Source organism: Gulosibacter massiliensis (assembly GCF_900626105.1).
Taxonomy (GTDB): Bacteria; Actinomycetota; Actinomycetes; order Actinomycetales; family Microbacteriaceae; genus Gulosibacter; species Gulosibacter sediminis.
The window spans coordinates 780,604-805,108 of sequence record NZ_UYZX01000001.1; the positions used below are offsets into that span (position 1 = coordinate 780,604).

Sequence of the window (24,505 nt, forward strand, 5' to 3'; positions counted from 1 at the left end):
TATGAACGAGAAACTTGCCGCCGATACCACCATGGGTGCCGTCACGCTGTTCGTCGACCTCGACGCGATGATCCGCTTTTACCGCGACGGCGTCGCGCTCGACCTCCTCGCACAGGAGGGCGACACCGCCTACCTCGGTCGCGGCGCCAAGACCCTCGTGATGCTCAAGCACTCCCCTGCGTTGAAGCACGCCGCGCCACACCAGGCCGGGCTCTTCCACACGGCCATCCTGTTCGACACCGAGGCCGCGCTCGCAGCATCCGTCTACTCGACCGCACAGCAGTACCCCGGCCAGTTCACCGGCAGCGCCGACCACCTCGTGAGTCGCGCGTTTTACTTCGACGACCCCGAGGGCAACGGCGTCGAGCTCTACTGGGACCGCGACCGCACCGAGTGGTCATGGGTCCACGGCCAGGTCGAGATGGACACCCTCGTTCTCGACCCCAACGCCTACCTCCGCGAACACCTCACCGCGGCAACCGTGGCGGCGCCGAACGTCGGCGACGCCACCGTCGGCCACGTGCACCTCAGCGTCGGCGACCTCGAGTCGGCCCGCGAGTTCTACGTCAACCAGCTCGGCTTCGACACGACCAACGACTTCCGCGGCGCGGCCCTCTTCGTCAGCGCCGGCGGCTACCACCACCACATGGCGATGAACATCTGGAACAGCCGCGGTGCCGGCCGCCGCCAGCCGACACTCGGGCTCGGTGAGGTCGATATCGTCGTGCCGACGCTCGACGAGGTCGGCACATTGACCGAGCGGATGCGCCACTACGGCGTCGATGCACGCAACGACGGCCGCTCGGTCACCTTCGACGACCCCTGGGCAAACCAGGTGCGCGTCACCGTCGCAGCCTAGGCCGTCTCGCCACCGCGGCGCCGCAGCATGAGGACCGAGTCATCGATCGTCGACGGCGTGCCGTCGGGCGCGGCAATCTCGCGCGGGCGCCGCTCGGCCACCTCGACCTCCCAGCCCGAGGGGTCGAGATCGAGCGCCGCGAGTTCGTCGTCGGGCTGAATGAAGTGGCCCGGCCCGTGCCCGGCTCCAGCGCCAGCGCCAGCGCCAGCGCCAGCGCCAGCCCCACCATGCCCGGCACCGGCACGCTCGGCAGCCCAGGCGGGCGGCGCGGCGTGCGAGGTCAACAACAGTCGGCCCCCGGGGCGGATGCGCTCGGCAGCGGTCCGCAGCACGGCCGTGCGGGCGAGCGCGACGGGCGACTGGAAGAAGCTCGCGGTCACGAGATCGAACTCCTGGCCCGACAGCTGCTCGAGCGCATCGCCAACATCAGCGGCGATGAACGTGGCACCGCTCACCCCGGCCTCGGCCGCCGCGGCCTGCGCCCGCGCCACCGCGCTCGACGAGAGATCGATGCCCGTCGCATCCCAGCCACAGGCTGCGAGCCATAGCACATCCGCGCCCTCGCCGCAGCCGAGGTCGAGCGCGCGTCCCGCTGGCAGCGTGGCCGCGACGTCCTCAAGCACACGGTTGACGCGCCCCGACCAGACGCGCTCGCCGCCGTACTTCGCCTCCCAGTACTCGGCGGCGACGGCGCGTTCGCCATCCTCCTCGACGAGGAACCAGTTCACGATCGCGCCGGTCATGGTGCCGCTGCCGAGCGACATCGGCACGTTCGCCATCGGGGTGACGACGTTGCCGGTCGCCCACACGCGCGGGTGGCTGGTGAGTCCGGCCTGGTCGACCTTGATGACCGAGCCGAACGGCGTCTCGTCACGCACGAGTTCGAGCCCGGCGAGCATGCCATCGTGCGGCACGACCGCACCGGCGGCGAACACCGCGTCGACGTCGATCGAACGGCCGTCCTCGAGCTGAATCTGCTCGAGCGCCAGCTCGTCACCCGAGAACGCCACAACCGCGGCGTCGGCGACGACCTCGACGCCACGCGCGCGCAGGCGATGCGCGACCTCATCAGGTAACGAGACCGCAGGCACCACGAGCTCCCCCGCCGCGTCGCGTGCGCCGCCGACGAACACCGTCACGCGTTCGCTCAGTTGACGCACCAGTTGGGCTTGATGCAGCGCCGCCTCGCTCGTCACGAGCACGCCGAGACGCTGGTCGCGCACCTCATAGCCGTGGCAGTACGGGCAGTGCAGCACTGACAGCCCCCAGCGCTCGCGCAGACCGGGCACGTTCGGCAGCACGTCGGTGAGCCCGGTCGCCACAACGAGCGACCGGGTACGCACCGATGCGTCGCGGGTCACGACCTCGAGGGCATCGCCACGATCGCGCACCGTGGCAACCTCGGCCGAGCGGAACTCGACGCCGTAAGCGGCGGCCTCGTCGCGACCCCGAACGCGCAGCGCGGCGGGCTCGGCACCGTCGAAGCCAACGACGCCGTGCATGTGCTCGGCGAAGCGATTACGCCCACTGCCCGAATCGAGCACGAGCGTGCGGCGGCGCGAGCGCCCCAGCAGCTGTGCCGCCGCGAGGCCAGCCGGCCCCGACCCGATGATGATTGCGTCCCACTTTGAAGTCTGCATGATTCAAGGTTGCGCCGAACTTGTTATTCTTGCAATCCAGTTTGCAGAAATAGCAAGTTAGGAGCATCGCATGCACGCCGATCTCGAACTCCTCGGTGCCCGGATTCGGGCCGCCCGCCAGGCCCGAGGCATGACTCTCGCCGAGCTGGCCGCGGCCGCCGACATGTCGACGAGCACGCTCTCGCGCCTCGAGTCAGGCAAACGCCAAGCGAACCTCGAACTGCTGATCCCGATCAGCCGCCGCCTCGGCATCCGGCTCGACGACCTCGTGCATCCCACCGCGCCCGACCCGCGCGTGCGCCGCGACACCGAGGAGCGCAGCGGCATGCGCATCACGCCCCTGACACCCGAAGATTCGCCGGTGCAGACATTCCGCGTCACGTACCCGGCAACCGCGGAACTCCCCCAGCTCCGCATGCACGACGGCTACGAGTGGTGCTATGTCCTGACCGGCAAGCTGCGCCTGCGCGTCGGCGAGCACGATCTCGAGCTCTCCCCCGGCGAAGCGGCCGAGTTCGACACGCGCACGCCGCACGCGATGTCGGCGGCCGGAGGCGATCCCGCAACGGTGCTCAGCATTTTCAACCAATCGGGCGAGCGGATGCACACCCGGCTCGGCGAAGCGGGCGCGGCCCCCAGCGCCGGCAAGTCCGCGACCGAGAGCTAGTTCAGCTCGCCACGGCCGCCGACGCTGCGCCGAATGAGCCTTAACCGGTGCGGATCGGCCCGGTGCCCGAGGCCGCGAGCGCGCGATCCCGAGCCGCCCGCTCCTCCTCGGTCACCGAGGTGGAAGCGCCAGCACCCTGGCGACGGTCACCGGCGAGGCTGAACAGCACGAGCACGAACCCGACGCTCGCGAGCGTGAAGCCGACCCAGCCCGGCGCGAAGTAGCCGAGCCCCTGGGCGATAACGAGCCCGCCACCCCACGCACCGATGCTGTTGCCAATATTGAAGGCCGCGTGATTCGTCGCCGCGCCGATGAGCGGGGCATCACCGGCGAGCGCGATGAGCCGCGACTGCACCGACGGCGTGAGTGTCGACGAGGTGCCTGCAACGAGCGGCATGAGCACGAAGAGCAGCACGGGCGTCGTCGCGAGGGTTGAGAACAGTGCGAACATCGTCAGCAGGGCGATGAAGCCAGCGACGATGCTGCCGCGCGGGAAGCGATCGCTGAGCCAGCCACCGACGAAGTTGCCAATGGTCATGCCGACGCCGACCATGGCGAGCAGCCACGGTACCTGCGACGCTTCGAGGCCGACGCCAAGCACCGCGATGTCGGCGATGTAGGAGTACACGGCAAAGAAGCCGGCGAAGCCGATCGCGCCGATGAGGATCATGAGCAGGAATGGCCAACGCGTGTACGCACGCAGCTCGTCCTTGGGGTTGCGCTCAGGCGTGCCGGCAAGGCGCGGCAGGCTCAGCCAGGCAAGCAGCAGCGACAGAGCAAAGATGCCCGCGACGGCGACGTAGGCCCATCGCCAGCCTGCGGTCTGGCCGAGCCAGGTGCCGAGCGGCACGCCAAAGATGTTCGCGATCGTCAGGCCCGAGAGGGCGATCGAGATGCCGAGCCCCTGCTTGCCCGGCCCCATGATGCGGGCGGCGAGCAGCGACGCGACGCCGAAGTAGGCGCCGTGCGGCAGGCCGGACAGGAAGCGGGCGATCGCGGTCATCGCGAAGTCGGGAGTCAGCGACGAGAGCGCGTTGGTGATCGCGAGCGCCGCGAGCAGCAGCATCGCGAGGCGGCTCTGCGACATGCGCGAGCCGAACACGGCGATCGTCGGCGCTCCCACGACCACACCGAGGGCATACGCCGTCACGAGCCAGCCGGCGTCGGCGATCGCCTGCTCGCGGTGGCTCTCGAACGCCGGCACGAGGTCGGCAGCAATCTGCGGCAGCACACCCATCGTGCTGAACTCGGTGGTGCCGATGGCGAACCCACCCAGAGCGATCGCGAACAGCGCCAGCAGTGTGCGCGCCTTCGACATCTGAGGCATCTCGAGACCTTCCCACGGTTTGAACGGACGTGGAGCCTCGTTGCGCCAGGTGCCAAGACTACGACGAAATCGCGGTACGAAACAGACCTGGAGGTTCGCTGGGCGCGCACGGGCGCCGCTCGCCCAGCCGACTACCCCTGGCCGAGTTGCATGGTGCCGTTGTCAATGACGGCCTGCGCGCTCTCGATCGATGCAGAGCGGTAGGTGCCTGACGAACGAGCTTCGATCAGCGCGGCGTGCTCGGTCGTGAGCACGATGCGCTGCAGCTCCGCGTGCTGCGCCCGCACCCCGTCCGCTCGGGTGTGCTCGAGCAGCTGCGCATCGCCCTGTTCGAGCATCATGGTGTTGCGGTCGAGGATGCTCTGGAGGATCTTTTCGTCGAACTTCGAGCCGTCCGGGCGGCGCAGCTCGGGGCTGCGCAGCGCGTCGTTGGTCGCGGCCGCGAGCTCGCGCAGCAGCCGGATGCGCTCTCGCGCGAGTTCTTCCTCCGGCGTCCCCCGCACGCCGAGCAGCCGGATGAGCAGGGGCAGCGTGCCACCCTGCAGCACGAGGGTCACGATGGCGACGGTGAAGGCGATGAGCACGAGCTGCGGTCGGTACGGGATGTCAACCGGCAGGTTCTGGGCGGCCGCGAGCGTGACGACGCCGCGCATCCCCGACCACGCGAGCACCGCCCCGCCCCGCCAGTCCAGCCCCTCGTTGACGTAGAACTTTGCGTCGGCGACCCGATGTCGAATCGCCCGCTCGATGCGCGGCGAGGTCGCGTGCAACGTACGCTCGGGGTCGTCAATGGTCGAAATCACCCGTTTGTAGGCGGTTATTCGGTCTTGGTGCTTCGCCTGGTTTTGCCCCAGCCAGTACACGAGGGGCACCATAAACACCGCCCGGAGCAAGATCAGCGCGACAGTGGCCATGAGGCCAATGCCGATGGTGGCAGCCACGCCGAAGTCGGCCGAGTCGACGCCCTCGAGGATGTGCGTGAGCTGCAGGCCCATGAGCAAGAACACGCCGTTCTCAAGCAGCAGCTGAATGGTGCGCCAGTTCGTGCGCTCGGATACTCGGTCTTCCGCACTGAGCTTGCGCGGGCCCAACGCGCCAGTGACGAGGCCGGCCGTCACGACCGAAAGCACGCCCGAGGCGTTGAGTTCCTCGGCTGGCAGGTAAGCGAGGAAGGGTACGACAAACGACACGGCCGTCGTGAGCTGCACCTGGCTGATCTTCGAGCGGAAGTAGGTGGTCAGCAGCCCGACGACGGCGCCGATCACGATGACGACGATGACGGCGTAGCCGAAGTCGACCACCGCATCCCAGGCCGAGAAGGTGCTGCCGATCGCGGCGATCGCCGAGCGCAGCAGCACGAGGGCGGTCGCGTCGTTGACGAGCCCCTCCCCCTCGAGGATGGTCACGAGGCGGGTCGGCAGGCCGAGCTTCTTCCCGATCGACGTCGCCGCGACGGCGTCGGGCGGGCTGATCACGGCGCCGACGGCAACCGCCGAAGCGAACGAGAGGTTCGGGAACACGAGATAGATGAGCGCGCCCGCGCCGAACGCGGAAACGATCACCAGGACGACCGAGAGGGCAGAGATGGTGCCGAAGTTGCGCCGAAAGTCGGTCGTCGGCATGTTCACCGCGGCGCCATAGAGGATCGGCGGGAGCACGACGGCGAGGATGAGCTCGGGCTCGACCTCGAAGTTCTCCATGCCGGGCAGGAAGCTCACGCCGAGGCCGAGCAGCGCCACGATGATCGGCACGGCAACCCCGAGCCGCGACGCGAACACCGAGCCGAGCACGATGACGAGCACGCCAATGACGACAACTAGTTCGGTTTGGAGCACTGCTCGTTCCTATTTATCTCTGGAAACGGCTCGGCGGGGACGTCGGAAGCGCTCCGTCGTCCCCGCCGTTTGGAACATTATTCGGTCACACCCGCGGATTCGCTGGTTTCTGCCTCCTCGTTCGCCACGGTCGTCGCGAGGTTCTTCTCCTTGACGAAGAAGACGAGCACGAGCCCGACGAGAACGAGCGGCACGATGTAGAGCAGAATCGGCAGGAGCGCCTCGTTGTACGCCTCGATGATCGGTTGGCGCACCGCATCCGGCAGGCCGTTCACCACGGCGGGCGTGAGCGAGGTCGCGCCGAGGTCACTGCCCGAACCCGAGGGCAACTGCGACATCTTCTCGGTGAGCAGGTCAACGAGCCGTGACGAGAAGAACGAACCGACGACGGCCGAGCCGATGGTCGCGCCGACCTGACGGAAGTAGTTGTTGGCGGCGGTCGCCGTGCCAACCACGCGGCCGGGGAACTCGTTCTGCACGACGAGCGTGAGGATCTGCATGCTGAAACCGATGCCGATGCCCATCACCGCGAGATAGGCGCACATCACCCAGATCGGCGAGTCGACGGCGAGCGTCGACAGCAGCGCGAGGCCAATCGAGAGGATCACGAGGCCGACGAGCGGGAACGCCTTGTAGCGGCCCGTGCGCGAGACGACCTGGCCCGAGACGATCGAGGTGACGAGCAGCGAGCCCATCATCGGCGTCATGAGCAGGCCGGCCTCGCTCGCCGTCACGCCGGTGACCATCTGAATGTAGGTCGGCATGTAGCCGAGCGTGCCGAACATCGCGATGCCAACCGCGAGGCTGGCGCCGGTGGTGAGCAGGAAGTTGCGGTTCTTGAACAGGTAGCCCGGCAGAACGGGGCTCTCGGCCTTGCGCTCGACGAGGGCAAAGGCAACGACCGCCACGACGGCGCCGGCGATGAGGCCGATGATCGTGGGTGAGTTCCATTCGTAGGTGGTGCCACCCCAGGTGCAAACGAGCACGATGGCCGTGGTCGCGGCGGCGATGAGCGCCATGCCGAGGTAGTCGATGCGCGGGATGTCGCGCTCGCGCTTGTGCGGGTGGAGGAAGAGCAGCACGGCAATGATCGCGAGCACGGCGAGCGGGATGTTCATCCAGAACGCCCAGCGCCAGCCTGGTCCGTCAGTGAGCCAGCCGCCGACCAGCGGGCCGGCCACCGAACAGACGGCGAACACGGCGCCGAAGATGCCCATGTACTTGCCACGCTCGCGGGCGGGGATGACGTCGGCCATGGCTGCCTGCGAGAGGATCATGAGGCCACCGCCGCCCAGGCCCTGAATCACGCGGGCGATGATGAGCCACTCCATGTCTTGCGCGAGACCACCGATGACCGAGCCGATCATGAAGAGGGCAATCGCGACGACGAGGATGGCCTTGCGGCCGAAGATGTCACTGATGCGGCCGTAGATCGGCATCACGACGGTGCTGGCGAGGATGAATGCGGTCACGACCCACGCCATGTGGTCGGCGCCGTTGAGTTCGCCGACGATCGTCGGCAGTGCGGTCGAGAGCACCGTCTGCCCGAGGGCAGACATGAGCATGGCGACGAGCAGGCCGACGAACAGCATGACGATGCTCTGCTGTTTCTCGGGCTGAGCCTGCGGGAGTGCGCCCGCGGTTGGGAACGTCTTGGTCATTCCACTTCTTTCAATGCGGCTCGGAAGGCGCGAATGGTGGGCTCGAAGGCCTCGCGCGTTGGGTTATCGAAGATGTCGGGGTTGCGGCGGAAGCTGTACTTCAGCACCGCGCCCGCGAGGGTGATCACTGCCTCGGCGAGCGCGGGCGTCTCGCCCTCGCCCTCGCCGGTCTCCTCGAGCTTGTCGATGGCAAGCTCAGCGACTTTGTCTTGGATCTCTTGGAATCGCTGGTGCATGCGCTCGCGCAGCTCCGGGTACTCCGTGGCGAGGCGGTGGAGTTCCTGACGGCTCGTGCCGCTCTGTCGCATGTTCAGCGTGGTGCGGGCGAGGAGGACGACGATGCGGGCGAGCCGATCGCCGCTCTCGCGATTCTCAAAGAACTCGTCGATCGCCTCGGCGGAGATGATCGTCTCGGCCAGGCCGAGCACCGCATCCTCTTTGGTTGCGTAGTAGTTGAACAGCGTGCGCCGAGACACGCCGGCACGCTCCGCGATGGCCGCGATCGTCGTCGCGGCGAAGCCATTCGCCTCAACGAGATCGCGCGCGGCCTCGTGGATCTGCTTCAGCGACTCCTGCCGCTGGCGCTCCCGAAGCCCGGGTGCCGGTGCACACTCAGTGACCTGATCAGTCGAAATTGAATTTTGCACCCGTGCATCTTATGCACTGATGCACCTTGATCGCAAGCAGCACGCACAACAAACTCCCCACCACGAGACGTGATGGGGAGTTGTGACTGCGCCGAGCTGCTAGAGTTCCTGCGCGAGCAGGGCCTCCTTGAGCTGCTTGCGGGCGCGATTGAGCCGCGAGCGAACCGTCTGCACCGGCACCTGCTGGTACTCGGCGATCTGCTCGTAGGTGTAGTCACCGAACTCGCGCAGCACGAGCGCCACTCGGAAATCCTCACCGAGGGTGCTGATCGCCTGCTGCACCCGGTCGCGCACGGCGTGGTCCTCGGCGAAGTCCGGCCCGCCGTCGCCCTCGAATACGAACTCGGCCTCGTCATCGACCGTAATCTCGCGTCGCTTGCGCACGAGCGCGAGCGCCGCGTTCGTCGCGATGCGGAATGCCCACGTGCTGATCGATGCCTCGCCGCGGAACTTCGGCAGGTTCTGCCAGATCGCGATCATCGCATCCTGCAGCGCGTCCTCGGCGTCTGCCCGATTGCCGATCGTGCGCACGCACACGGCGAAGAGCCGGTCGCGGTACGGGTGCAGCAGCGCGCTGAACGCGGCACGGTCGCCCTGCTTCGCCTTTGCAAGCAGGGCGGCTTCGGTGGCGGATGCGGCCAAGATTACGTCTTCCTTTACGTCGATTCCCCCGGATCCATCGCGGTGCCGATCGGTCGGCCGCGACGCGTAATTGTTCGATCGTAGCCGTCACATGCTAACGAGAGTCTCCGCACCCGCCAGGCGTACGCGGGGATTCATCCAAAGTCGGATGCGACGGTCAGGCGAAGTTCTTCATGATGTTCTTATTGCCGTGGGAACTTTCCGCGCATCCGGCACATCCAATCTTCGTTCTGCACGCCAGATACAGGGAGAACCCAATGACTACCAACGGACCCGAAGCGACCAACGGCTACGCGAGCCAGACCGGCTACGACACCGACGGGGACGGCAACGTCGAGACCGTCGAGTACGACGTCTACGACCAGGGAGAGGTCGACGAAACGCACTACGACACGAATGCCGACGGCAAGATCGACGACATCTACTCGGACACCGATGGCGACGGCTACATTGACGCCCGCTTCATCGACACCGACGGCGACGGCGTGATCGACTACGCCGATGTCGACACCGACGGCGACGGCATCATCGACACCACGATGTACGACACCGACGGCGACGGTGTGCTCGACGAAGCGCACGTCGACACCGACGGCGACAGCTACGCCGACGAGTACTACTCGATGGCCGACGGTGAGGCGCCCGCCCCGAACGTCACGCCAAACGCCGACGTCGACGAGAGCAACACTGCACCCGAAGGCGAAACTCCCGCCGAGCCCGACGCCCCGGCCGACGAGACCGGTGCCGAGGACATCCCCGGCAGCGAGGATGGCCAGGGCGGCGACACCGCCGAGGACGACGGCACGATCGACACCGACAGCGTCGACTACTCCGACTCGCAGTACCTCGAGGGCGAGGCGACGGTCGACAGCGACGGCGACGGCGACGCCGACAGCGCCGAGGTCGACATCGACGGCGACGGCGAGATCGACGGTCTCATGACCGACCTCGACGGCGACGGCCTTGCCGAGGACATCGCCTATGACAGCGATGGCGACGGCGTGTACGACACCTTCGGCCACGACACCGATGGCGATGGTGTTGCCGACGAGTACTCCATCGACACCGACGGCGACGGCGTTGCCGACACCCCGGTCGACATGTAACTCGACGATTGGGCCCGACCGCGTTGCGGTCGGGCCCTTCCGCCGTTCATGCCCATCCCCCAAGATTTAGTTAACGAGGATGCTCGGGCCGGGAACTTTACCGGCCCCAGCCGCATCCAATAACCGATCGCAGCCCACACCACCAACAAAGGACGAGGATCATGAGCAACACGAACGGCATCCAGCACTCCGACGGCGCCCAGGACCCCACCACTGACACGACGACCGGCAACGCCGACGAGTACAGCAACTACTCGTCGGACGGCACCAGCCAGTACGTCGACACCGACGGTGACGGCCTCGGCAACGTCTACAACGTCGACGAAGACGGAGACGGCTACGCCGAGTCGACCTACATCGACACCGACGGCGACGGTACCCCCGACTCGATCGTGACCGACACCGATGGCGATGGCGTTCCCGACGAGAACTGGTCCGGCAACGACACGACCGACGAGTACTCGAGCGACAGCTCGACCGACTCGAGTGAGTCGGAGCCGATCCCCGCGAGCCCGGACTCGACCGACACGACCGAGTCAACGGACACGAGCTACACCGAAGACCCCACCGACCTGATCAACCCCGAGGTCACCGGCTACGCCTCCTCGGTGCAGTACGACGTCGACGGTGACGGTGTCATCGACGCGACCGAATACGACGTCGACGGCGACGGCTACGTCGACACCACCACCTACGACAACAACGGTGACAGCGTCGCGAACGAGATGATCATCGACGCGGACGGCGACGGCTACGCCGACACCCAGGTCATCGACACCGACCGCGACGGCAACTACGACTACGCCGAGATCGACACGAACGGCGACGGCGTGACCGACGTCTGGGCCTACGACACCGACGGCGACGGCAAGATTGACACCGTCGACTACGACACCGACGGCGACGGCCTCGCCGACGTCACCGAGAGCGCCAATGGCGCCGAGGCGCAGAACACGAGCTACGCGGCCCCCACCACCGGCGCCCAGCTCGACCTCGACGGCGACGGCGTCAACGAGTCGACCTACGTCGACGTCGACGGCGACGGCGTGATCGACGGTATCGGCAGTGACTTCGACGGCGACGGCATTGCCGAGACCGTCTACGTCGACACCGACGCCGACGGCGTGGTCGACACGGTCATCATGGACACCGACGGCGACGGCTACCTCGACAGCGCGGCGACCGACGCCGATGGCGACGGCTACGCCGAGACCGAGGTCTCGTTCTAGCGCGAACGCGGCTCGACAAAAATCTCGCATAAAAATTCTGCGCGGGGCGGGAACTTTTCTCCCGCCCCGCGCATCTCATACGTAACGCGACATTTGTAATCGAAGGATCCGATCATGGTGAATGAACCACAAGAAGAGTCACTCCTCGGCGATGTCCCCGCCGTCAGCGACGCGCAGTGGGACAGCATGCTCTCGTCGACGTTCAGCGCCCCTCCGGGCTTCGCTGACTACCTCGTCGACATGTTTGACTCCGTCACGGAGGATGGCACGACCCCCGACGCGGTGGCCGGCGAGAGCGACACCGCAGACGACGGCTCGATTGATCTCGACGCGATTGACGACCTCGACGCCGACGACACGCAGCCCGAGGCCGAAGCAGCTGACGACACGCAGGCCGACGACGCGAGCGCCACCGACGGCCAGGTCGGCAACGACCACGTCGACGACACCTTCGTCGACGCCGACCCCACCGACTCCCTCACGGGCGCCGGCGAGTCCGCCGACTCCGACTACGACGCCTACGACTCGACCACCGACTATGCCCACGACGACGCGCTCGGGGGCGACGACATCGACCTCGGCGACCTCGGACTCTAGGCACATCCCCAACGTGGCCAAATAAGTTTTCGCCACGGGAACTTTCAACCGCCCAACCGCATCCAATCTACGTCCCCCAGCAGCAAGCACAAACAAGGGAAAGCAGACATGAGCAACTACCAGCCCAACGAGAGCATCGACCTCAACCAGGACGGCATCACCGACGCTCAGGCAGTTGACACCGACGGCGACGGCTACGCCGAGTCGGTCGTGATCGACAGCGACCAGGACGGCGACATCGACATGTCGGTCTCCGACCTCGACGGCGACGGCTACGCCGAGACCACCCTGCTTGACACCGACGGCGACGGCGCCGCGGACACGCAGCTGGTCGACACCGACGGCGACGGCCTCGCCGACGACGTCACCACCCTCGACGGCACCGAGCCGGTCGCCCCGAGCGACACCACCACCGAGACCGAGACCGACACGGTCACCGACACCACCACCGACACGACGACCGACACCGGTTCGGGCTACTCGGGCGGCTCCGGCTACACCGACGCGCAGTACGACACCGACGGCGACGGCGTGAACGATTCGGCGTACTTCGACCTCGACGGCGACGGCTACGAAGAGACCTTCGGCACCGACACCAACGGCGACGGCTACATCGACACGGCGGTCATCGACACCGACGGCGACGGCTCGTTCGAGACCTACGCCGAGGACACCGACGGCGACGGCGTGCTCGACTCGACCTCGAGCGCCGACGGCACCAGCTCCGGCACCGAGACCGACTCGGTCTCGAACGAGACCTCGACCACCGACACCTCGGGCACCGAGACCGAGACCTCGACGTCGACCTCGAGCGACGGCTACTACGACCTCGACGGCGACGGCTACGAAGAGACCTACGGCGCCGACACGAACGGCGACGGCGTCGTCGACGTTATGGCCTCGGACACCGACGGCGACGGCGTCTACGACCTCTACGGCGAGGACACCGACGGCGACGGCGTGATCGAGAGCTTCGACACCGACGGCGACGGCATCATCGACACCGTCTACTAGGCCTCGAGCCACTCCCTACAGCGAAGATCCCCGCCAGGCACCAGCCTGGCGGGGATCTTCGTTGCGCACACGGCAGACGAACCGGTGGGCAGCGGATGCGCCGGTGCGTACCGCAGTTGGCTCAGCCCTGGCGTACGGCCATGAGCGTGAACGAGCGGTCGAGGATCTGGTAGGCGTTCTGCCGCTCCGGGTACGGCTCGACGACGGCCGCGCGGCGCGCTTCAACACTCCAGCTCAGCGCCTGCTCGCGCAGCTGCATCGGCGAGCTCTGCGCCGGCATGGCGAGGCGCTCGGCGTCGTTGCGCGCCGAGAGCTGGCGGTCGAGCATCCCGACGAGCGGGTGGTTCGGTTCAATGGCGGCGAGGCGCTCGAGCGCGTCCAGCTCGGCGAGCGGATGCAGTTCGGCCCGCAGGCGCGCCTCGGCCACGATCGCGCGCAGCGGCGGCGGCGCACCGTTCGACCAGGCGAGCCGGTCGAGGGCGTCGAGCGCACGACGCGCCTTGACGTGGGCGTAGCGGCCCACGTAGCGGTTCGCGAGGGCGCGGCGCAGGTCGTCGATACCGGAAGCCTGCACCAGCCAGTCACTCATGGCTCGTGCGCCGCGACGCGCCTCGTTGCGGCCGTGCCGTATGCCATACTCGCCGATGAGATCGGCCAAGCGCGAGATCTCGGCGCCCGGGATGCCCGGGCCGACGACGCCTTCGCCGCTCGGGTCGCGCAGCTCGAGGTCGAGGTCGTCAACGTTTGCGAGCTGCGAGAGCGTGCCGGCGTCGTGCTCGCGCACGAGCCCGGCGCGCGCGGCCTGCGCCATGTTGCCCGCCACGGCGATGACCGTGCCGAGGTGAGCGCCGTGCTGACGCGAGAACTTCTCAGCGCCGGTGCGCGCGAGCTCGATCGGGTCTTGGTTGCCCCAGGGCGTGCCGCCGAAGGTGTCGGCGTGGCTCAGCACACCGATCGCCCGCGAGGCCGACTCGGCCGGGGTGTCGGTGATCGAGCGCCACTCGTGCAGGAAGTCGGTGTCGTCGCGCAGCATCATGTCGTGGAACACGTAGATGAGCGCGTCGGCCTGCTGCACGCTCTCGTGGCCGAGCACGGTACGCCGCGCCGCATCCTCGAGCTCGGTGGTGGTGGTCGACAGACCCGGGGTGTCGATAAGCGTGAGGTCGCGCAGCACCTCGGATTGCAGGAACACGACCGCGTGCGCGATGTGTTCGATCGGCACCGGCAGCCGCTCGGGCAGGCAGCCGTGGTCGAGGTCGAACGGCACCTGCTGGCCGTCGCGCGTGATGACGAGGCCGCGTTCGGGACCGCCGAAGGTGTAGTGCGTCGAAATGCGCGTGCACTCGGTTGCCCCCGTCGGCGCCACCACGCGACCGACGAGCGCGTTCACGAGTGTCGACTTACCCGCCTTGACGCGGCCGACGACCGCGAGGCGAATCGTCTCGTTGAGCTGCCGCCGAACACTGTCGGTCACCCTCGCGGTGCCGCGCCGGTCAACTTGGTCAAACGCGTCGCACACGTCGAGCACGGCCCGACGCATGAGTTCGGTGACGGTAGCCCATGTGCTCATTAGTTGCTTGAAGACGTGCGGTCGGTCGTCGCGACGGCGTACGCAACGTCGGCGAGGGGCTTCGGCGTGAAGCGACCCTGGATGTCCGAGAGGTTGTCGTGGTTGCCGCTGTCGTCGTTACCGAGGGTGATGAAGACTCCGTAGGGCTGGTCTTCGTAGACGTAGTAGTGCGAGTAGCCCCCACCAGCGTCGGTGTACTCGCCCTCGAACTGCGTGCCTGCGACCTCGTCGCCGATCTTCCAATCGGTGTCGGTGTCGTACGACGTCTGGCCGTACTCGAGGGCCTGGTCGTAGCTGTCGAACTCCATGACGTAGAGGTGCGTGTTCGAGCGGTCGTACCAGGTGCAGTCGATCGTCGATTTCACTCCGAGATCGGCGTCAGTGCAGCTCGCACCGTCGACCTTGACGACCCATTCGAGCCCCTGGGTGCCGGTGAGCTCAGCACAGTTTTCCTGCCCGGAGACGGTCGAGCCGTCCCAGCACTCGATTTCGCCCGAGGGAACCTCCGGCGAGAGGGCCTCTTCTGCGGGCTCGGCATTCTGGTTGCCGAAGAGCGCAATGCCGCCCCAGATGCCACCCCCGATGACAATGACGGCGATCACGGCGATGACCGAGATGAGCAGTCCGCGGCGCGTCTTCTTCGGCTGGCCGCCCGAGTTCGCGTCGGGGCCGGAGCCGTAGGCGGCCTGCGCACTCGGCGTGTAGCCGCCGCCGTAGCCGGAGCCTCCGCTGTTCGAGGACGCATACGCACCGTACGGCGGGGCGGAGGAGTTTGCGTCCTGTCGATCGCCACCGCCGGGGCCGCGCCCGGTCTGCGACGAGTCAAGGCTGCCGAAGCTGCGCGTCGGCGTCGACGACGTGTTCTGCCCGTAATTCGGAGCGCCCGAGTTCGGCTGCTGCTGCTGCGGAGCGCCGTACTGCTGCTGGCTGCTGTTGAACTGCTGCGTGTTGTATTGGTGCGTCGGCTGCTGCTGATTGCCCTGCTGCTGGCGCGGAATGCTGCTCGTTTGCGGCGGCACCGACGGCTGCACGGCGGTTTCGTTCGGCCGCTGACCCTGCGGGCCCGTCGGGCCGGCCGCGGCGCTCGGCGCGGGCGGGAAGTGGCCGGTCGGGGGCACCGAGCCTGGCGCCTGCGCGGGCCGGGTCGAACCGAGCGGGGCAACGTAGAGGGCCCCCTCGGCGACGACGAGCTTCGGGTCGTCAAGCGTGGCAATGCGAATGCCGGTGCGCTCGCGAATCATCTCGCTAATCGCGGGCGTGCGCGATGAGCCACCCGTGAGGTACATCACCTCGGCGCCCGGGCCCGAGACGGTGTCGAAGACTTCCTTGAGCAGCTTGCCAGCCCGGTCGAGGTCTTCGGCGATGAGCGTCTCATACTCCTGGCGCGTGATCGTCACCACGGCATCCTCGTCGCCGAGGCTCACCGCAATGTCGGCGTCGGGGCGGGTCGAGAGTTCGGTCTTCGCGGCCGTCACGGCGCGGCTCAGCGAGGTCTGTGCGCGCAGCTCGGCCATCGTTTTTGGCTGGTGCAGGCGCTTCGCGAGTTCCTCGCTTCCCCTGTTCGACAGTGTGTCGAGGGTCCAGTCGAGCAGACGTGCATCGAACGAGCGGCCACCGAGCACCGGGTCGCCACCGTACGCGAGCACCCGGTAGCCCTGGGGCTCGAGCGGCGCGCGCTCGAGCACGGCGATGTCGAGGGTTCCGCCACCGAAGTCGAACACGGCGACGCGCGAACCGGGCGCCGCCTGGTGGTTGCGGGCGTAATGCGCTGCGGCCGCGATCGGCTCATTCACGGTGCGGATGCTCTCGGGCGCGAAGCCCGCGGCCACCGCGGCGCTACGCAGTGTTTCGATCTGCGAGGGCGCCCAGGCGACGGGGTGGGTCAGCCATACCTCGGCCGGCGGCTCGTTGTTCTGGCGACGCAGGCTCGCGGCCCGCACGTAGCTGTAGATCTCGCGCGCGATTTCCTCGGGGTCGACGATCTTGCCGGCGAGCACGACCTCGCTGCGTCCGATGAGCGTCTTCGGCGTGCGCTCGAATCCGTCAGGGTGGCGCAGCTGCGCGTTAATCGCCTCGTCGCCGACGCGGTAGCCGTTCGGCGTGAGCACGATTGCCGAGGGCATCGAAATGCTGACGTCAGACAGGGCGACGGGACGAACGTTGCCGTTCGTGTGGATCGCCGCAGCCGTGTTTGACGTACCGAAATCGATCGCGAGTCGCCAAGCCATCTGTGCGGTTTCCTTTACTGGTGAGGGGGTGCGTGCGCGGGTTCTCCACGAAATCCGCAACGCGTGTGCAAATTAGGATACGAGGTTAGGGTTTCTCGCCCGTGCGTTTCTGTTCAATTGCACGCGCTTCCTGCTCCGCGAGCGCAATTGCGTCACGCAATTGCTTGATCTGGGGGTCGAGTTTGCCGATGCGTTCACGGCGCTCGGCCTCGGATGCACGTCGCGCCGACTCGAGTCGCTGCAGCTCGGACTTCGCGGCATTCGCCGACTCGCGCAGGTCGCGATCAAACACCTTCTTTGCGTCGGTCGTGATGACGCCGAGCACGCCGCGCACGGCACGGTCGAGTACCTCGCGCATCTCGGTCGAGGCATCGGCGACGACCTGAATCACCGACTGCCGCTTCGCCTGGCGCCGCGCCAGTACGAACGACAGCGAGCCCATGACACCGGCGCCGATCGCCGTACCGATGCCTGGGAAGATCATCGAGCCAATACCCGAGCCCATGAGGAAGCCCGACATCAGCATGCGAGGGTCGGAGCTCGCCGCCTTGCGGTCACCCAGCTCACGCTTGCTCTGGCCGGCCTCGTGCGCGCGGCGCTCGACCTCGCCGAGCAGGCTGCGCTGCGGATCCATGCCCGCGGCCGAGTAGAGCTCGTGGAGCAGCATCGTCGAGCGGTGCACGATGCCCTGCATGGCGCGGCCGATCTGCACCTCGACGTCGGCGGCCATCTCGTTCGTCATGGCCTGCGACTGCCGCGCACTCATGCCCGTGCCCTTGCTTTGGGCGAGTTCTTTCCAGTGGGTGCCGAAGTCGCGGGCGAGCCGCGAGTTCGCGCTCGTGAGGTCGACGCGCACGCGGTCGACGTTCGCACCCCAGTCGTACTTCGCATCCTCAAACTTGCGCAGCAGCTGGTCGCGGTGTTCCTTCACCGCCGTCATCGACGACTGGTCTTCGACCACGCCGCCGAGTGCCTCTCGCTCGGTTTCGAGGGCGATGAGCGGCTCGCGCAGCAGGTCGGCGCCGCGTCGCAACGCGTTGAGCGTGGGCAGCTGGCCCGCCATGCGCAACGGATCGCGCAGGGTTGCTGCGAGCTGAGGGATGCCGCTCATCTCGAGCAGACGACCGCGGCGCTGCTCGTCGGGCTCGGCGGCGGCACGCTCACCCCAGGCACCCGAAACCCCGACGATCGGAATGTTGCCGAGGCGCGGCTCGCGCTGGGCGAGAATCTGGCGGTTCTCTTCAAGCACGGCCTGCCAATTGCCCCGGTAGAGGTCGATCTTCGTTACGGCGAGAACGAGTTGGTCGATGGTCGCACTGCAGCGCACGAGAAACTCGAGCGCCGGCGCAGTGATACGGCCGGATGCGTCGGTCACGAGCAGCAGCACGCTCGCGTCGTGCGAGCGGGCGATCGCGCGCATCGCGTAGGCCTCGCTGAGGCCGCCCGAGCCCGGCGTGTCGACGAGGGTGGCATTCGGTACGTAGCCAGGTCGCACGGCGAGCGATGCCTGCAGCGGCTGCTCTTCGGCGTTCATGAAGATCGGCGAGTCGACCTGTACCCAACCCGGCAGTTGCTGGGCCGGAACCCGCCGGCGCGTCGGCTCCGACGCAAACTCAAGTTCGGCGGTGCCCTGCGGAAACTCCTTGGTCGCCGGCGTGTAGTTCACCGCGAGGGCGGTCGTCTCGATCGGCGCTGTCGGCGCGAGCCCGGGGGCCGCGAGCAGGGCGTTGATGAGCGTCGACTTGCCGCGGTTCATCTCGCCAACCACCACGACCGAGGGGGCGACGCCCTGGGCGTTTTTCACCATCCGGGCGATCGCCGAGAACTCCCGGCCGAGACCGTGCGCTTTCGCGGCCTGGCCCACGCAACGAAACGCGACGGTCGCCGGGTTCGCCTGCTTGGCGGGCCGTTGGGCGGGGACAGTCGTCGTCATGACGTCCACGCTACTTGCTCAGCGCGCCCGCCTGCCACCTTCCGCCGGTGCACGAGACGTACTACCCCAGGCGGTTTAGCCCGCGAACTGCGCCGCTTGCGCCGACACGAGCTCACCGATGGTGTGGCCGGGCTCGAGCGGTTCACGGATTTCGCCGGGCGCCGTGCCGTCGCCGAAGGGCGAACCGCCGAGCTGTTCGCGGTGGTGGGGCGTGAGCCAGTTCGCGTAAAGCGGGCCCTGCGGCACGATGCGGGTCGGGTTGATGTCCTCGTGCACCTCGTAGTAGTGGCGCTTGATGTCGACGAAGTCGATCGTGTCGCCAAACCCTGGGGTCTGGAAGAGGTCGCGGGCGTAGGCCCACAGCGTCGGCATCTCGCTGAGTTTGCTGCGGTTGCACTTGAAGTGACCGTGGTAGACCGCGTCGAATCGCGCGAGGGTCGTGAACAAGCGCACGTCGGCCTCGGTGATGTGATCGCCCAGGAGGTAGCGCCGGGTCTCGAGGCGCTCGGAAACCTGGTCGAGCGCGGTGAATAAGCGCAGATAGGCCGCGTCGTAGGCATCCTGGCTGCCCGCGAAGCCGCAGCGGTAGACGCCGTTGTTGATCTCGGTGTAGATGTGCCGCATGACCGCGTCCATCTCGTCGCGCAGCGCCTCGGGGTAGAGCTCGGGTGCGCCGTCGCGGTGAAACTGCGTCCACTCCGTCGAGAAATCGAGGGTCATTGAGGCAAAATCGTTCGTCACGCCCCCGCCGGTCGGCACGTCGACGATCGCCGGTACGGTGATGCCCTTCGGGTAGTCGGGGAATCGCGCGAAGTAGGCCTCCTGCACGCGCTCGTAACCGAGCACGGGGTCGCGGCCGTCCGGGTCCTTGTCGAACGTCCACGAGCGCACGTCGTGCGTCGGCCCGCAGACTGCCATCGAGATCGCGTCCTCGAGGCCGAGCAGGCGGCGCACGATCGTCGTGCGGTTCGCCCACGGGCAGGCACGCGACACCACGAGCCGGTAGCGGCCCGCCTCGACCGGCCAGGTCTGGATGCCTTCGCCGACCGAGCGGCCATCGCGAGTGATGCGATCCTCGATGTAGTTGGTGTCGCGCGTGTACGCCTCACCGGTGCTCATGTACGCGCCCTTTGTTGAAAAGTCATCGACCATGCTGCCAGCTTAGGCGGCCAAAGTGCGCGCCGCATGGATGCCCGGTGCGGGTCGGCCGAGATCTCGACCGGATGCCGGGGGCTCAGTCGGCCAGGATGCGCGCGCCGCCGCTCGGCCCGTTCGCCCGGACGACGGTGTCGCCGCGCGCGCGAAACGACGCGGCGAGCGCATCCGCCGCCGCCGCATCCGCCGCGAGGAACGCGAGGGTCGGGCCAGAGCCCGAGACGATGCCGGCGAGGGCGCCGGCGCCCTCGCCGTATTCGAGCGCCGCGACGAGGTCGGGACGAAGCCGCAGTGCGGGCGCCTGTAGGTCGTTGTGCATGGCGTCGGCGAGGGCGACCGGGTCACCCGACCGCAGCGCGAGGAGCGCGGCCTGTGGCACAACGGGCACCGGCTTCGTGAAGAGCTGGCTCCCGTGCTCGGCGCGGTGCTCGTCGAGGGCCCGGTAGGTTGCAGGGGTGGACATGCCTTCGCCGCTGAGGCGGAGCACCCACTCGAAGGTGCCGCCGGCGAGCGTCGGCGCGAGCTCGGTGCCGCGGCCGGTGCCGACCGCGACGTTGCCGAACAGCGCGAACGGCACGTCGCTGCCGAGCTTCGCACCGAGGTCGGCGAGGTCTTCCCGCATCAGGTTCGTCTGCCAGAGCGCGTCGAGCGCGACGAGTGTCGCGGCCGCGTCGGCCGAGCCGCCACCCATACCGCCCGCGATCGGCACCTGCTTGCGAATCACGAGTTCGGCGCGCGCCTCGCGGCCGGTGAACTCGGCGAGCAACCGGGCCGCACGGATCGCGAGGTTGCCTTCGCCCACCTCGAGCCCCTCGGTGTCGATGGGGCCGGGCGCGAAGCGCAGTGACAGCATCTCGGCCTCGCGGGCCTCGACCTGCTCGACGAGGTTGAGCGCCATGAACAGCGTCGCGAGGGGGTGGTAGCCGTCGTCGGCCACCTCGCCCACCGATAGCGTGACGTTGACCTTGCCTGGGGCCGTCGCCGTCACGCGCCGCGGTGCGTCTGTCATGACACCTAGCCTACCCGGCAGGTCCTGCTCGGATTCGCGGCTAGGAGGCGTCGCGCGCGAGCCGCAAGAAGTCGTCGGCCGACAACTGCTCGCCGCGCGCCGTGGGCTCGAGCCCGACCCGTTCGAGTGCGGCCGAGGCCTCCTGCGCCGAACCGCCGAAGCTCGGCGCGAGCGCCTGGCGCAGCATCTTGCGGCGCTGCCCGAAGGCGGCGTCGACGAGCTCGAAGAGGCGCCGGCGCAGCGCGTCGTCGCCGAGTGGTTCGTCGTGGGCGCGGAACTCGACGAGGATCGAGTCGACGTTCGGCACGGGCCAAAACACCTTGCGACCGACGAGGCCGGCCGTGCGCCATTGCCCGTACCAGGCGGCTTTCACGCTCGGGGCCCCGTAGATCTTCGAGCCGGGGCCGGCGGCGATGCGCTCGCCGACCTCGCGCTGCACCATGACGACGCCGCGGCGCAGCGAGGGAACGCGCTCGAGTAGGTGCAGCAGCACCGGCACCGAGACGTTGTAGGGCAGGTTCGCGACGAGCGCGACCGGCTCGTCCTCGACCGCATCCACCTTGAGCGCATCCGATTCGACGACGCGCAGCTCGGCGCCCGGCGCGCGCTCGGCGACTGTGAGCGGCAGCTGCTCGGCGAGGCGCGGATCGATCTCGATCGCGGTGACCCGCGCCCCCGCCTCGAGCAGGGCGAGGGTGAGCGAGCCGAGGCCGGGCCCGACCTCGACCGCGTGCTCGCCCGGCGTCACCTCGGCGGTCGCCACGATGCGACGCACCGTGCCGTGATCGTGCACGAAGTTCTGGCCGAGCTTCTTCGTCGGCTGCAGGTCGAGCTGCTCCGCCAGATCGCGAATCTGGGCTGGGCCGAGCAATTGCACGTCAACCACGTCGCGCCGCCCGCCATGCTACGCGCTGCTCGACCTCGAACGGGCCGTACAGGTCGAGCGTGTTCTGCGTGAGCTGCGCCGCAAGCTCGTCGGCTTCGACGCCGAGTTCGTCGGCCATGAATCGAATCGTGACCGGAATCAGGTACGGCGCATTCGGTCGGCCGCGGAAAGGCACGGGCGTGAGGAACGGCGCGTCCGTCTCAACGAGGATGCGCTCACGCGGCACCACCTGGAGCGCGTCGCGCAGCAGTTGGGCATTTTTGAACGTGACGTTGCCCGCGAACGAGCAGTACCAGCCTTCGTCGGCCGCGATCTGCGCAAGCGCGGGGCCGCCCGAGAAGCAGTGAAACACCGTGCCCTCGGGCGCGCCGACGCGGCGCAGCAGGGCAACCACGTCGTCGTGGGCGTCGCGGTCGTGAATCTGCATCGGCAGCCGCTCACGCTTCGCGATGTCGATGTGGGCTTCGAACGACGCGTGCTGCGCGCGCAGCGCGTCGTCGCCCGAGGTGCGGAAGTAGTCGAGGCCGGTCTCGCCGATCGCCGCGACCCGGGTATCCTGCGCCAGCCGCGCGATCTCATCGAGCGCCTCCTCGAGCTCGCCCGCCTCGGCATACCGGGGCGCCTCGTTCGGGTGGATCGCGACGGCGGCGAGGAGGCGCGCGTGCGCGTTCGCCGCCCGCACCTGCCACTGGCTCGACGGCACGTCGCCGCCGACCGTGATCGCACCGACGACGCCGGCCTGCGCCGCGAGCTCGAGGTGTTCCTCGAGGGCGAGCCCGGCCTCGCCGTCCTCGATCTCGAGGTGCGTGTGGTTGTCGTAGCTCGGCACCGCGAGCGCCTCGGGCACGTCCGGGTACCGCAGGTCGCGGCGTTGGCCGTGCTCGGCGGTCGAGTCGCGCTTGCGCGGATGCTGCGAGACCGTCACGAGGCTAGTCGGCCTGATCGATGCGTGGGAACAGCGCCTGCAGCTCGCCAACGCGACCGGTCGAGCGCCACTCGAGCGCCGCATCCGGTCGGATCTCGCCGAGGTCGCCCTCGCCGCCGACCGCAGCCCAGAGCTTCTCGGACGCCAGCGGGATGATCGGGTGCAGCAGCACCGCGAGCACGCCGAGCCCGCGAACCGCGGTGCCGAGCACACCCTCGAGACGCTCGCGCAGCGAGTCGTCCTTTGCGAGCTGCCACGGCGCCTGGTCGGTGATGAACTGGTTGAGCGCGTCGACGAGGCGCCAGACCTCGGCGATGGTCTGGTCGATCGCGAAGCGGTCGATCGCGTCCTCAGCACCCGCCACAGCGGCCTTCGCGATATCGAGGAGCGCGGTGTCGTCGACGTGCGTCGAGGCGACGGACGGGATCTCGCCGTCGAAGTACTTGTTCACCATCGCCACAGCGCGCGACGCCAGGTTGCCGAGGCCGTTCGCGAGCTCGGAGTTGTAGCGCGCGTGGAGGTCTTCCCACGAGAACGAGCCGTCCTGGCCGAGGTGAATTGCGCGCATGAAGTAGTAGCGGAACGCGTCGGAGCCGAAGGTATCGGTGATCTCGCTCGGCTCAATGCCGGTGAGCTTCGACTTCGACATCTTCTCGCCGCCAACGAGCAGCCAGCCGGTCGCGAAGACGCGCTGCGGAGGCTCGATACCCGCGGCCATGAGCATGGCGGGCCAGATCACCGCGTGGAAGCGGATGATGTCCTTGCCCACAATGTGGTTCGCGGGCCAGCGACGGTCGAAGTTGTCGTCATCGTCGCCGTAGCCGATCGCGGTGATGTAGTTGAGCAGCGCGTCGACCCAGACGTAGACGATGTGCGCGTCGTCCCACGGCACGCGCACGCCCCAATCGAAGCTCGTGCGCGAGATCGAGAGGTCGTGCAGGCCGCTGCGCACGAAGCTGACGACCTCGTTGCGCGCCGACTGCGGCTGCACGAAGGTCGGGTTCGCCTCGTAGAAGTCGAGCAGGCGCTGCTGGAAGTCGGAGAGCTTGAAGAAGTAGTTGCGCTCGGCCATAAGCTCGAGCGGCTTCGAGTGAATCGCGCAGACCTTCTGGCCCTCGTACTGGCCCTCGCCGTCGACGATTTCGCTGTCGGGCTTGAACTCCTCGCAGCCGACGCAGTAGAGCGCCTCGAACTCGTCCTCGTAGATGTAGCCGGCATCGTTGAGGTGCGTCAGGAACTTCTGCACGCGCGTCTCGTGCCGCTCCTCGGTGGTGCGAATGAAGTCATCATTCGAGAGGTTGAGCGTCTTGAGCATCGGCTTCCATGCGCCATCGACGAGCTTGTCGGCCCACTCGCGCGGCGTCATGCCGTTTGCGACGGCCGAGCGCATGATCTTCTGCCCGTGCTCGTCGGTGCCGGTGAGGAACCAGGTGTCATCGCCGCGCTGGCGGTGCCACCTGGCAAGCACGTCAGCTGCCACCTCCGCATACGCGTGCCCGATGTGGGGCACGTCATTCACGTAGAAGATGGGAGTGGTGACGTAGAACGATTCGCCAGAAGCCATGCCGGAAAGTC

The 24,505-nt window shown here is 67.9% G+C and carries 20 protein-coding genes; 6 read left to right on the forward strand and 14 right to left on the reverse strand.

The window, feature by feature from the left end:
* Position 1: 1 nt before the first annotated feature.
* Entirely contained in the window at positions 2 to 859 is an 858-nt protein-coding gene (locus tag EJL01_RS03840) for a VOC family protein (RefSeq protein ID WP_125106322.1), read from the forward strand.
* Here EJL01_RS03840 and EJL01_RS03845 read toward each other — a convergent pair.
* On the reverse strand, positions 856 to 2,499 hold the full coding sequence (locus EJL01_RS03845; protein WP_125106323.1) for an FAD-dependent oxidoreductase: 1,644 nt from the start codon (positions 2,497 to 2,499) through the stop codon (positions 856 to 858). The genes EJL01_RS03840 and EJL01_RS03845 overlap by 4 nt on opposite strands.
* 70 nt (positions 2,500 to 2,569) lie before the next feature.
* Between EJL01_RS03845 and EJL01_RS03850 the strand changes: the two genes are divergently transcribed.
* Positions 2,570 to 3,166, forward strand: coding sequence for a helix-turn-helix domain-containing protein (locus EJL01_RS03850; RefSeq protein WP_125106324.1), 597 nt, complete (start codon positions 2,570 to 2,572; stop codon positions 3,164 to 3,166).
* Positions 3,167 to 3,206: 40 nt separating this feature from the next.
* Here the strand turns inward: EJL01_RS03850 and EJL01_RS03855 are convergent, their stop codons facing one another.
* The 5 genes from EJL01_RS03855 to EJL01_RS03875 form a co-directional block, all read right to left on the reverse strand.
* Positions 3,207 to 4,484, reverse strand: a complete 1,278-nt coding sequence (locus EJL01_RS03855) for an MFS transporter (RefSeq protein WP_241209093.1) — start codon at positions 4,482 to 4,484, stop codon at positions 3,207 to 3,209.
* Between the two features lie 140 nt (positions 4,485 to 4,624).
* Positions 4,625 to 6,328, reverse strand: coding sequence for a cation:proton antiporter (locus EJL01_RS03860; protein ID WP_125106326.1), 1,704 nt, complete (start codon positions 6,326 to 6,328; stop codon positions 4,625 to 4,627).
* Between the two features lie 77 nt (positions 6,329 to 6,405).
* The gene (locus EJL01_RS03865) at positions 6,406 to 7,989 is read right to left on the reverse strand and encodes an MDR family MFS transporter (protein ID WP_125106327.1); all 1,584 of its coding nucleotides are present in this window, start codon (positions 7,987 to 7,989) and stop codon (positions 6,406 to 6,408) included.
* On the reverse strand, positions 7,986 to 8,636 hold the full coding sequence (locus tag EJL01_RS03870; protein ID WP_125106328.1) for a TetR/AcrR family transcriptional regulator: 651 nt from the start codon (positions 8,634 to 8,636) through the stop codon (positions 7,986 to 7,988). The genes EJL01_RS03865 and EJL01_RS03870 overlap by 4 nt, the downstream gene beginning before the upstream one ends.
* A gap of 99 nt (positions 8,637 to 8,735) precedes the next feature.
* Positions 8,736 to 9,278, reverse strand: a complete 543-nt coding sequence (locus EJL01_RS03875; RefSeq protein WP_125106329.1) for an RNA polymerase sigma factor — start codon at positions 9,276 to 9,278, stop codon at positions 8,736 to 8,738.
* 257 nt (positions 9,279 to 9,535) lie between these two features.
* On the opposite strand from EJL01_RS03875, the gene EJL01_RS03880 reads away from it, so the two are divergent.
* The 4 genes from EJL01_RS03880 (at position 9,536) to EJL01_RS03895 (ending at position 13,224) form a co-directional block, all read left to right on the forward strand.
* Entirely contained in the window at positions 9,536 to 10,384 is an 849-nt protein-coding gene (locus EJL01_RS03880; RefSeq protein WP_125106330.1) for a hypothetical protein, read from the forward strand.
* A gap of 161 nt (positions 10,385 to 10,545) precedes the next feature.
* On the forward strand, positions 10,546 to 11,613 hold the full coding sequence (locus EJL01_RS12930) for a hypothetical protein (RefSeq protein WP_164509706.1): 1,068 nt from the start codon (positions 10,546 to 10,548) through the stop codon (positions 11,611 to 11,613).
* 114 nt (positions 11,614 to 11,727) lie between these two features.
* Complete coding sequence (locus tag EJL01_RS03890) at positions 11,728 to 12,210, forward strand: hypothetical protein (protein WP_125106331.1); 483 nt, start codon at positions 11,728 to 11,730, stop codon at positions 12,208 to 12,210.
* Between the two features lie 108 nt (positions 12,211 to 12,318).
* The gene (locus tag EJL01_RS03895) at positions 12,319 to 13,224 is read left to right on the forward strand and encodes a hypothetical protein (protein WP_125106332.1); all 906 of its coding nucleotides are present in this window, start codon (positions 12,319 to 12,321) and stop codon (positions 13,222 to 13,224) included.
* A 121-nt stretch (positions 13,225 to 13,345) separates the two neighbouring features.
* Here EJL01_RS03895 and EJL01_RS03900 read toward each other — a convergent pair whose 3' ends face one another.
* From EJL01_RS03900 to metG, 8 genes are all read right to left on the reverse strand, one after another.
* Positions 13,346 to 14,794 (reverse strand): dynamin family protein, encoded by a 1,449-nt coding sequence (locus tag EJL01_RS03900; protein ID WP_125106333.1) that lies wholly within the window; start codon positions 14,792 to 14,794, stop codon positions 13,346 to 13,348.
* Positions 14,794 to 17,022, reverse strand: coding sequence for an Hsp70 family protein (locus EJL01_RS03905; protein WP_125106334.1), 2,229 nt, complete (start codon positions 17,020 to 17,022; stop codon positions 14,794 to 14,796). The genes EJL01_RS03900 and EJL01_RS03905 overlap by 1 nt, the downstream gene beginning before the upstream one ends.
* Positions 17,023 to 17,107: 85 nt before the next feature.
* Complete coding sequence (locus EJL01_RS03910) at positions 17,108 to 18,955, reverse strand: dynamin family protein (RefSeq protein ID WP_125106335.1); 1,848 nt, start codon at positions 18,953 to 18,955, stop codon at positions 17,108 to 17,110.
* Between the two features lie 75 nt (positions 18,956 to 19,030).
* A complete protein-coding gene (locus EJL01_RS03915) occupies positions 19,031 to 20,107 on the reverse strand; it encodes a glutathione S-transferase family protein (RefSeq protein WP_125106336.1) in 1,077 nt (358 codons plus the stop codon).
* An 82-nt stretch (positions 20,108 to 20,189) separates the two neighbouring features.
* Positions 20,190 to 21,119 carry a 4-(cytidine 5'-diphospho)-2-C-methyl-D-erythritol kinase gene (locus tag EJL01_RS03920; protein ID WP_125106337.1) on the reverse strand — a complete coding sequence of 310 codons (930 nt, stop codon included), beginning with the start codon at positions 21,117 to 21,119 and terminating at the stop codon, positions 20,190 to 20,192.
* A gap of 40 nt (positions 21,120 to 21,159) precedes the next feature.
* Positions 21,160 to 22,005 (reverse strand): 16S rRNA (adenine(1518)-N(6)/adenine(1519)-N(6))-dimethyltransferase RsmA, encoded by an 846-nt coding sequence (gene rsmA / locus EJL01_RS03925; protein ID WP_125106338.1) that lies wholly within the window; start codon positions 22,003 to 22,005, stop codon positions 21,160 to 21,162.
* Positions 21,998 to 22,930: a TatD family hydrolase gene (locus EJL01_RS03930; RefSeq protein WP_241209094.1), complete on the reverse strand. Its 933-nt coding sequence runs from the start codon at positions 22,928 to 22,930 to the stop codon at positions 21,998 to 22,000. The genes rsmA and EJL01_RS03930 overlap by 8 nt, the downstream gene beginning before the upstream one ends.
* 4 nt (positions 22,931 to 22,934) lie before the next feature.
* Positions 22,935 to 24,494, reverse strand: a complete 1,560-nt coding sequence (gene metG / locus EJL01_RS03935) for a methionine--tRNA ligase (protein ID WP_125106339.1) — start codon at positions 24,492 to 24,494, stop codon at positions 22,935 to 22,937.
* Between the last annotated feature and the right edge of the window lie 11 nt (positions 24,495 to 24,505).

Excerpts from the sequence above, each read along its gene's own strand:
- EJL01_RS03855 (WP_241209093.1), bottom strand. The coding sequence starts at position 4,484 with ATGTCGAAGGCGCGCACACTGCTGGCGCTGTTCGCGATCGCTCTGGGT.
- EJL01_RS03840 (WP_125106322.1), top strand. The coding sequence starts at position 2 with ATGAACGAGAAACTTGCCGCCGATACCACCATGGGTGCCGTCACGCTG.
- EJL01_RS03920 (WP_125106337.1), bottom strand. The coding sequence starts at position 21,119 with ATGACAGACGCACCGCGGCGCGTGACGGCGACGGCCCCAGGCAAGGTC.
- EJL01_RS03915 (WP_125106336.1), bottom strand. The coding sequence starts at position 20,107 with ATGGTCGATGACTTTTCAACAAAGGGCGCGTACATGAGCACCGGTGAG.
- metG (WP_125106339.1), bottom strand. The coding sequence starts at position 24,494 with ATGGCTTCTGGCGAATCGTTCTACGTCACCACTCCCATCTTCTACGTG.
- EJL01_RS03905 (WP_125106334.1), bottom strand. The coding sequence starts at position 17,022 with ATGGCTTGGCGACTCGCGATCGATTTCGGTACGTCAAACACGGCTGCG.
- EJL01_RS03845 (WP_125106323.1), bottom strand. The coding sequence starts at position 2,499 with ATGCAGACTTCAAAGTGGGACGCAATCATCATCGGGTCGGGGCCGGCT.
- EJL01_RS03900 (WP_125106333.1), bottom strand. The coding sequence starts at position 14,794 with ATGAGCACATGGGCTACCGTCACCGAACTCATGCGTCGGGCCGTGCTC.
- EJL01_RS03850 (WP_125106324.1), top strand. The coding sequence starts at position 2,570 with ATGCACGCCGATCTCGAACTCCTCGGTGCCCGGATTCGGGCCGCCCGC.
- EJL01_RS12930 (WP_164509706.1), top strand. The coding sequence starts at position 10,546 with ATGAGCAACACGAACGGCATCCAGCACTCCGACGGCGCCCAGGACCCC.
- EJL01_RS03890 (WP_125106331.1), top strand. The coding sequence starts at position 11,728 with ATGGTGAATGAACCACAAGAAGAGTCACTCCTCGGCGATGTCCCCGCC.
- EJL01_RS03880 (WP_125106330.1), top strand. The coding sequence starts at position 9,536 with ATGACTACCAACGGACCCGAAGCGACCAACGGCTACGCGAGCCAGACC.
- EJL01_RS03910 (WP_125106335.1), bottom strand. The coding sequence starts at position 18,955 with ATGACGACGACTGTCCCCGCCCAACGGCCCGCCAAGCAGGCGAACCCG.
- EJL01_RS03865 (WP_125106327.1), bottom strand. The coding sequence starts at position 7,989 with ATGACCAAGACGTTCCCAACCGCGGGCGCACTCCCGCAGGCTCAGCCC.
- EJL01_RS03895 (WP_125106332.1), top strand. The coding sequence starts at position 12,319 with ATGAGCAACTACCAGCCCAACGAGAGCATCGACCTCAACCAGGACGGC.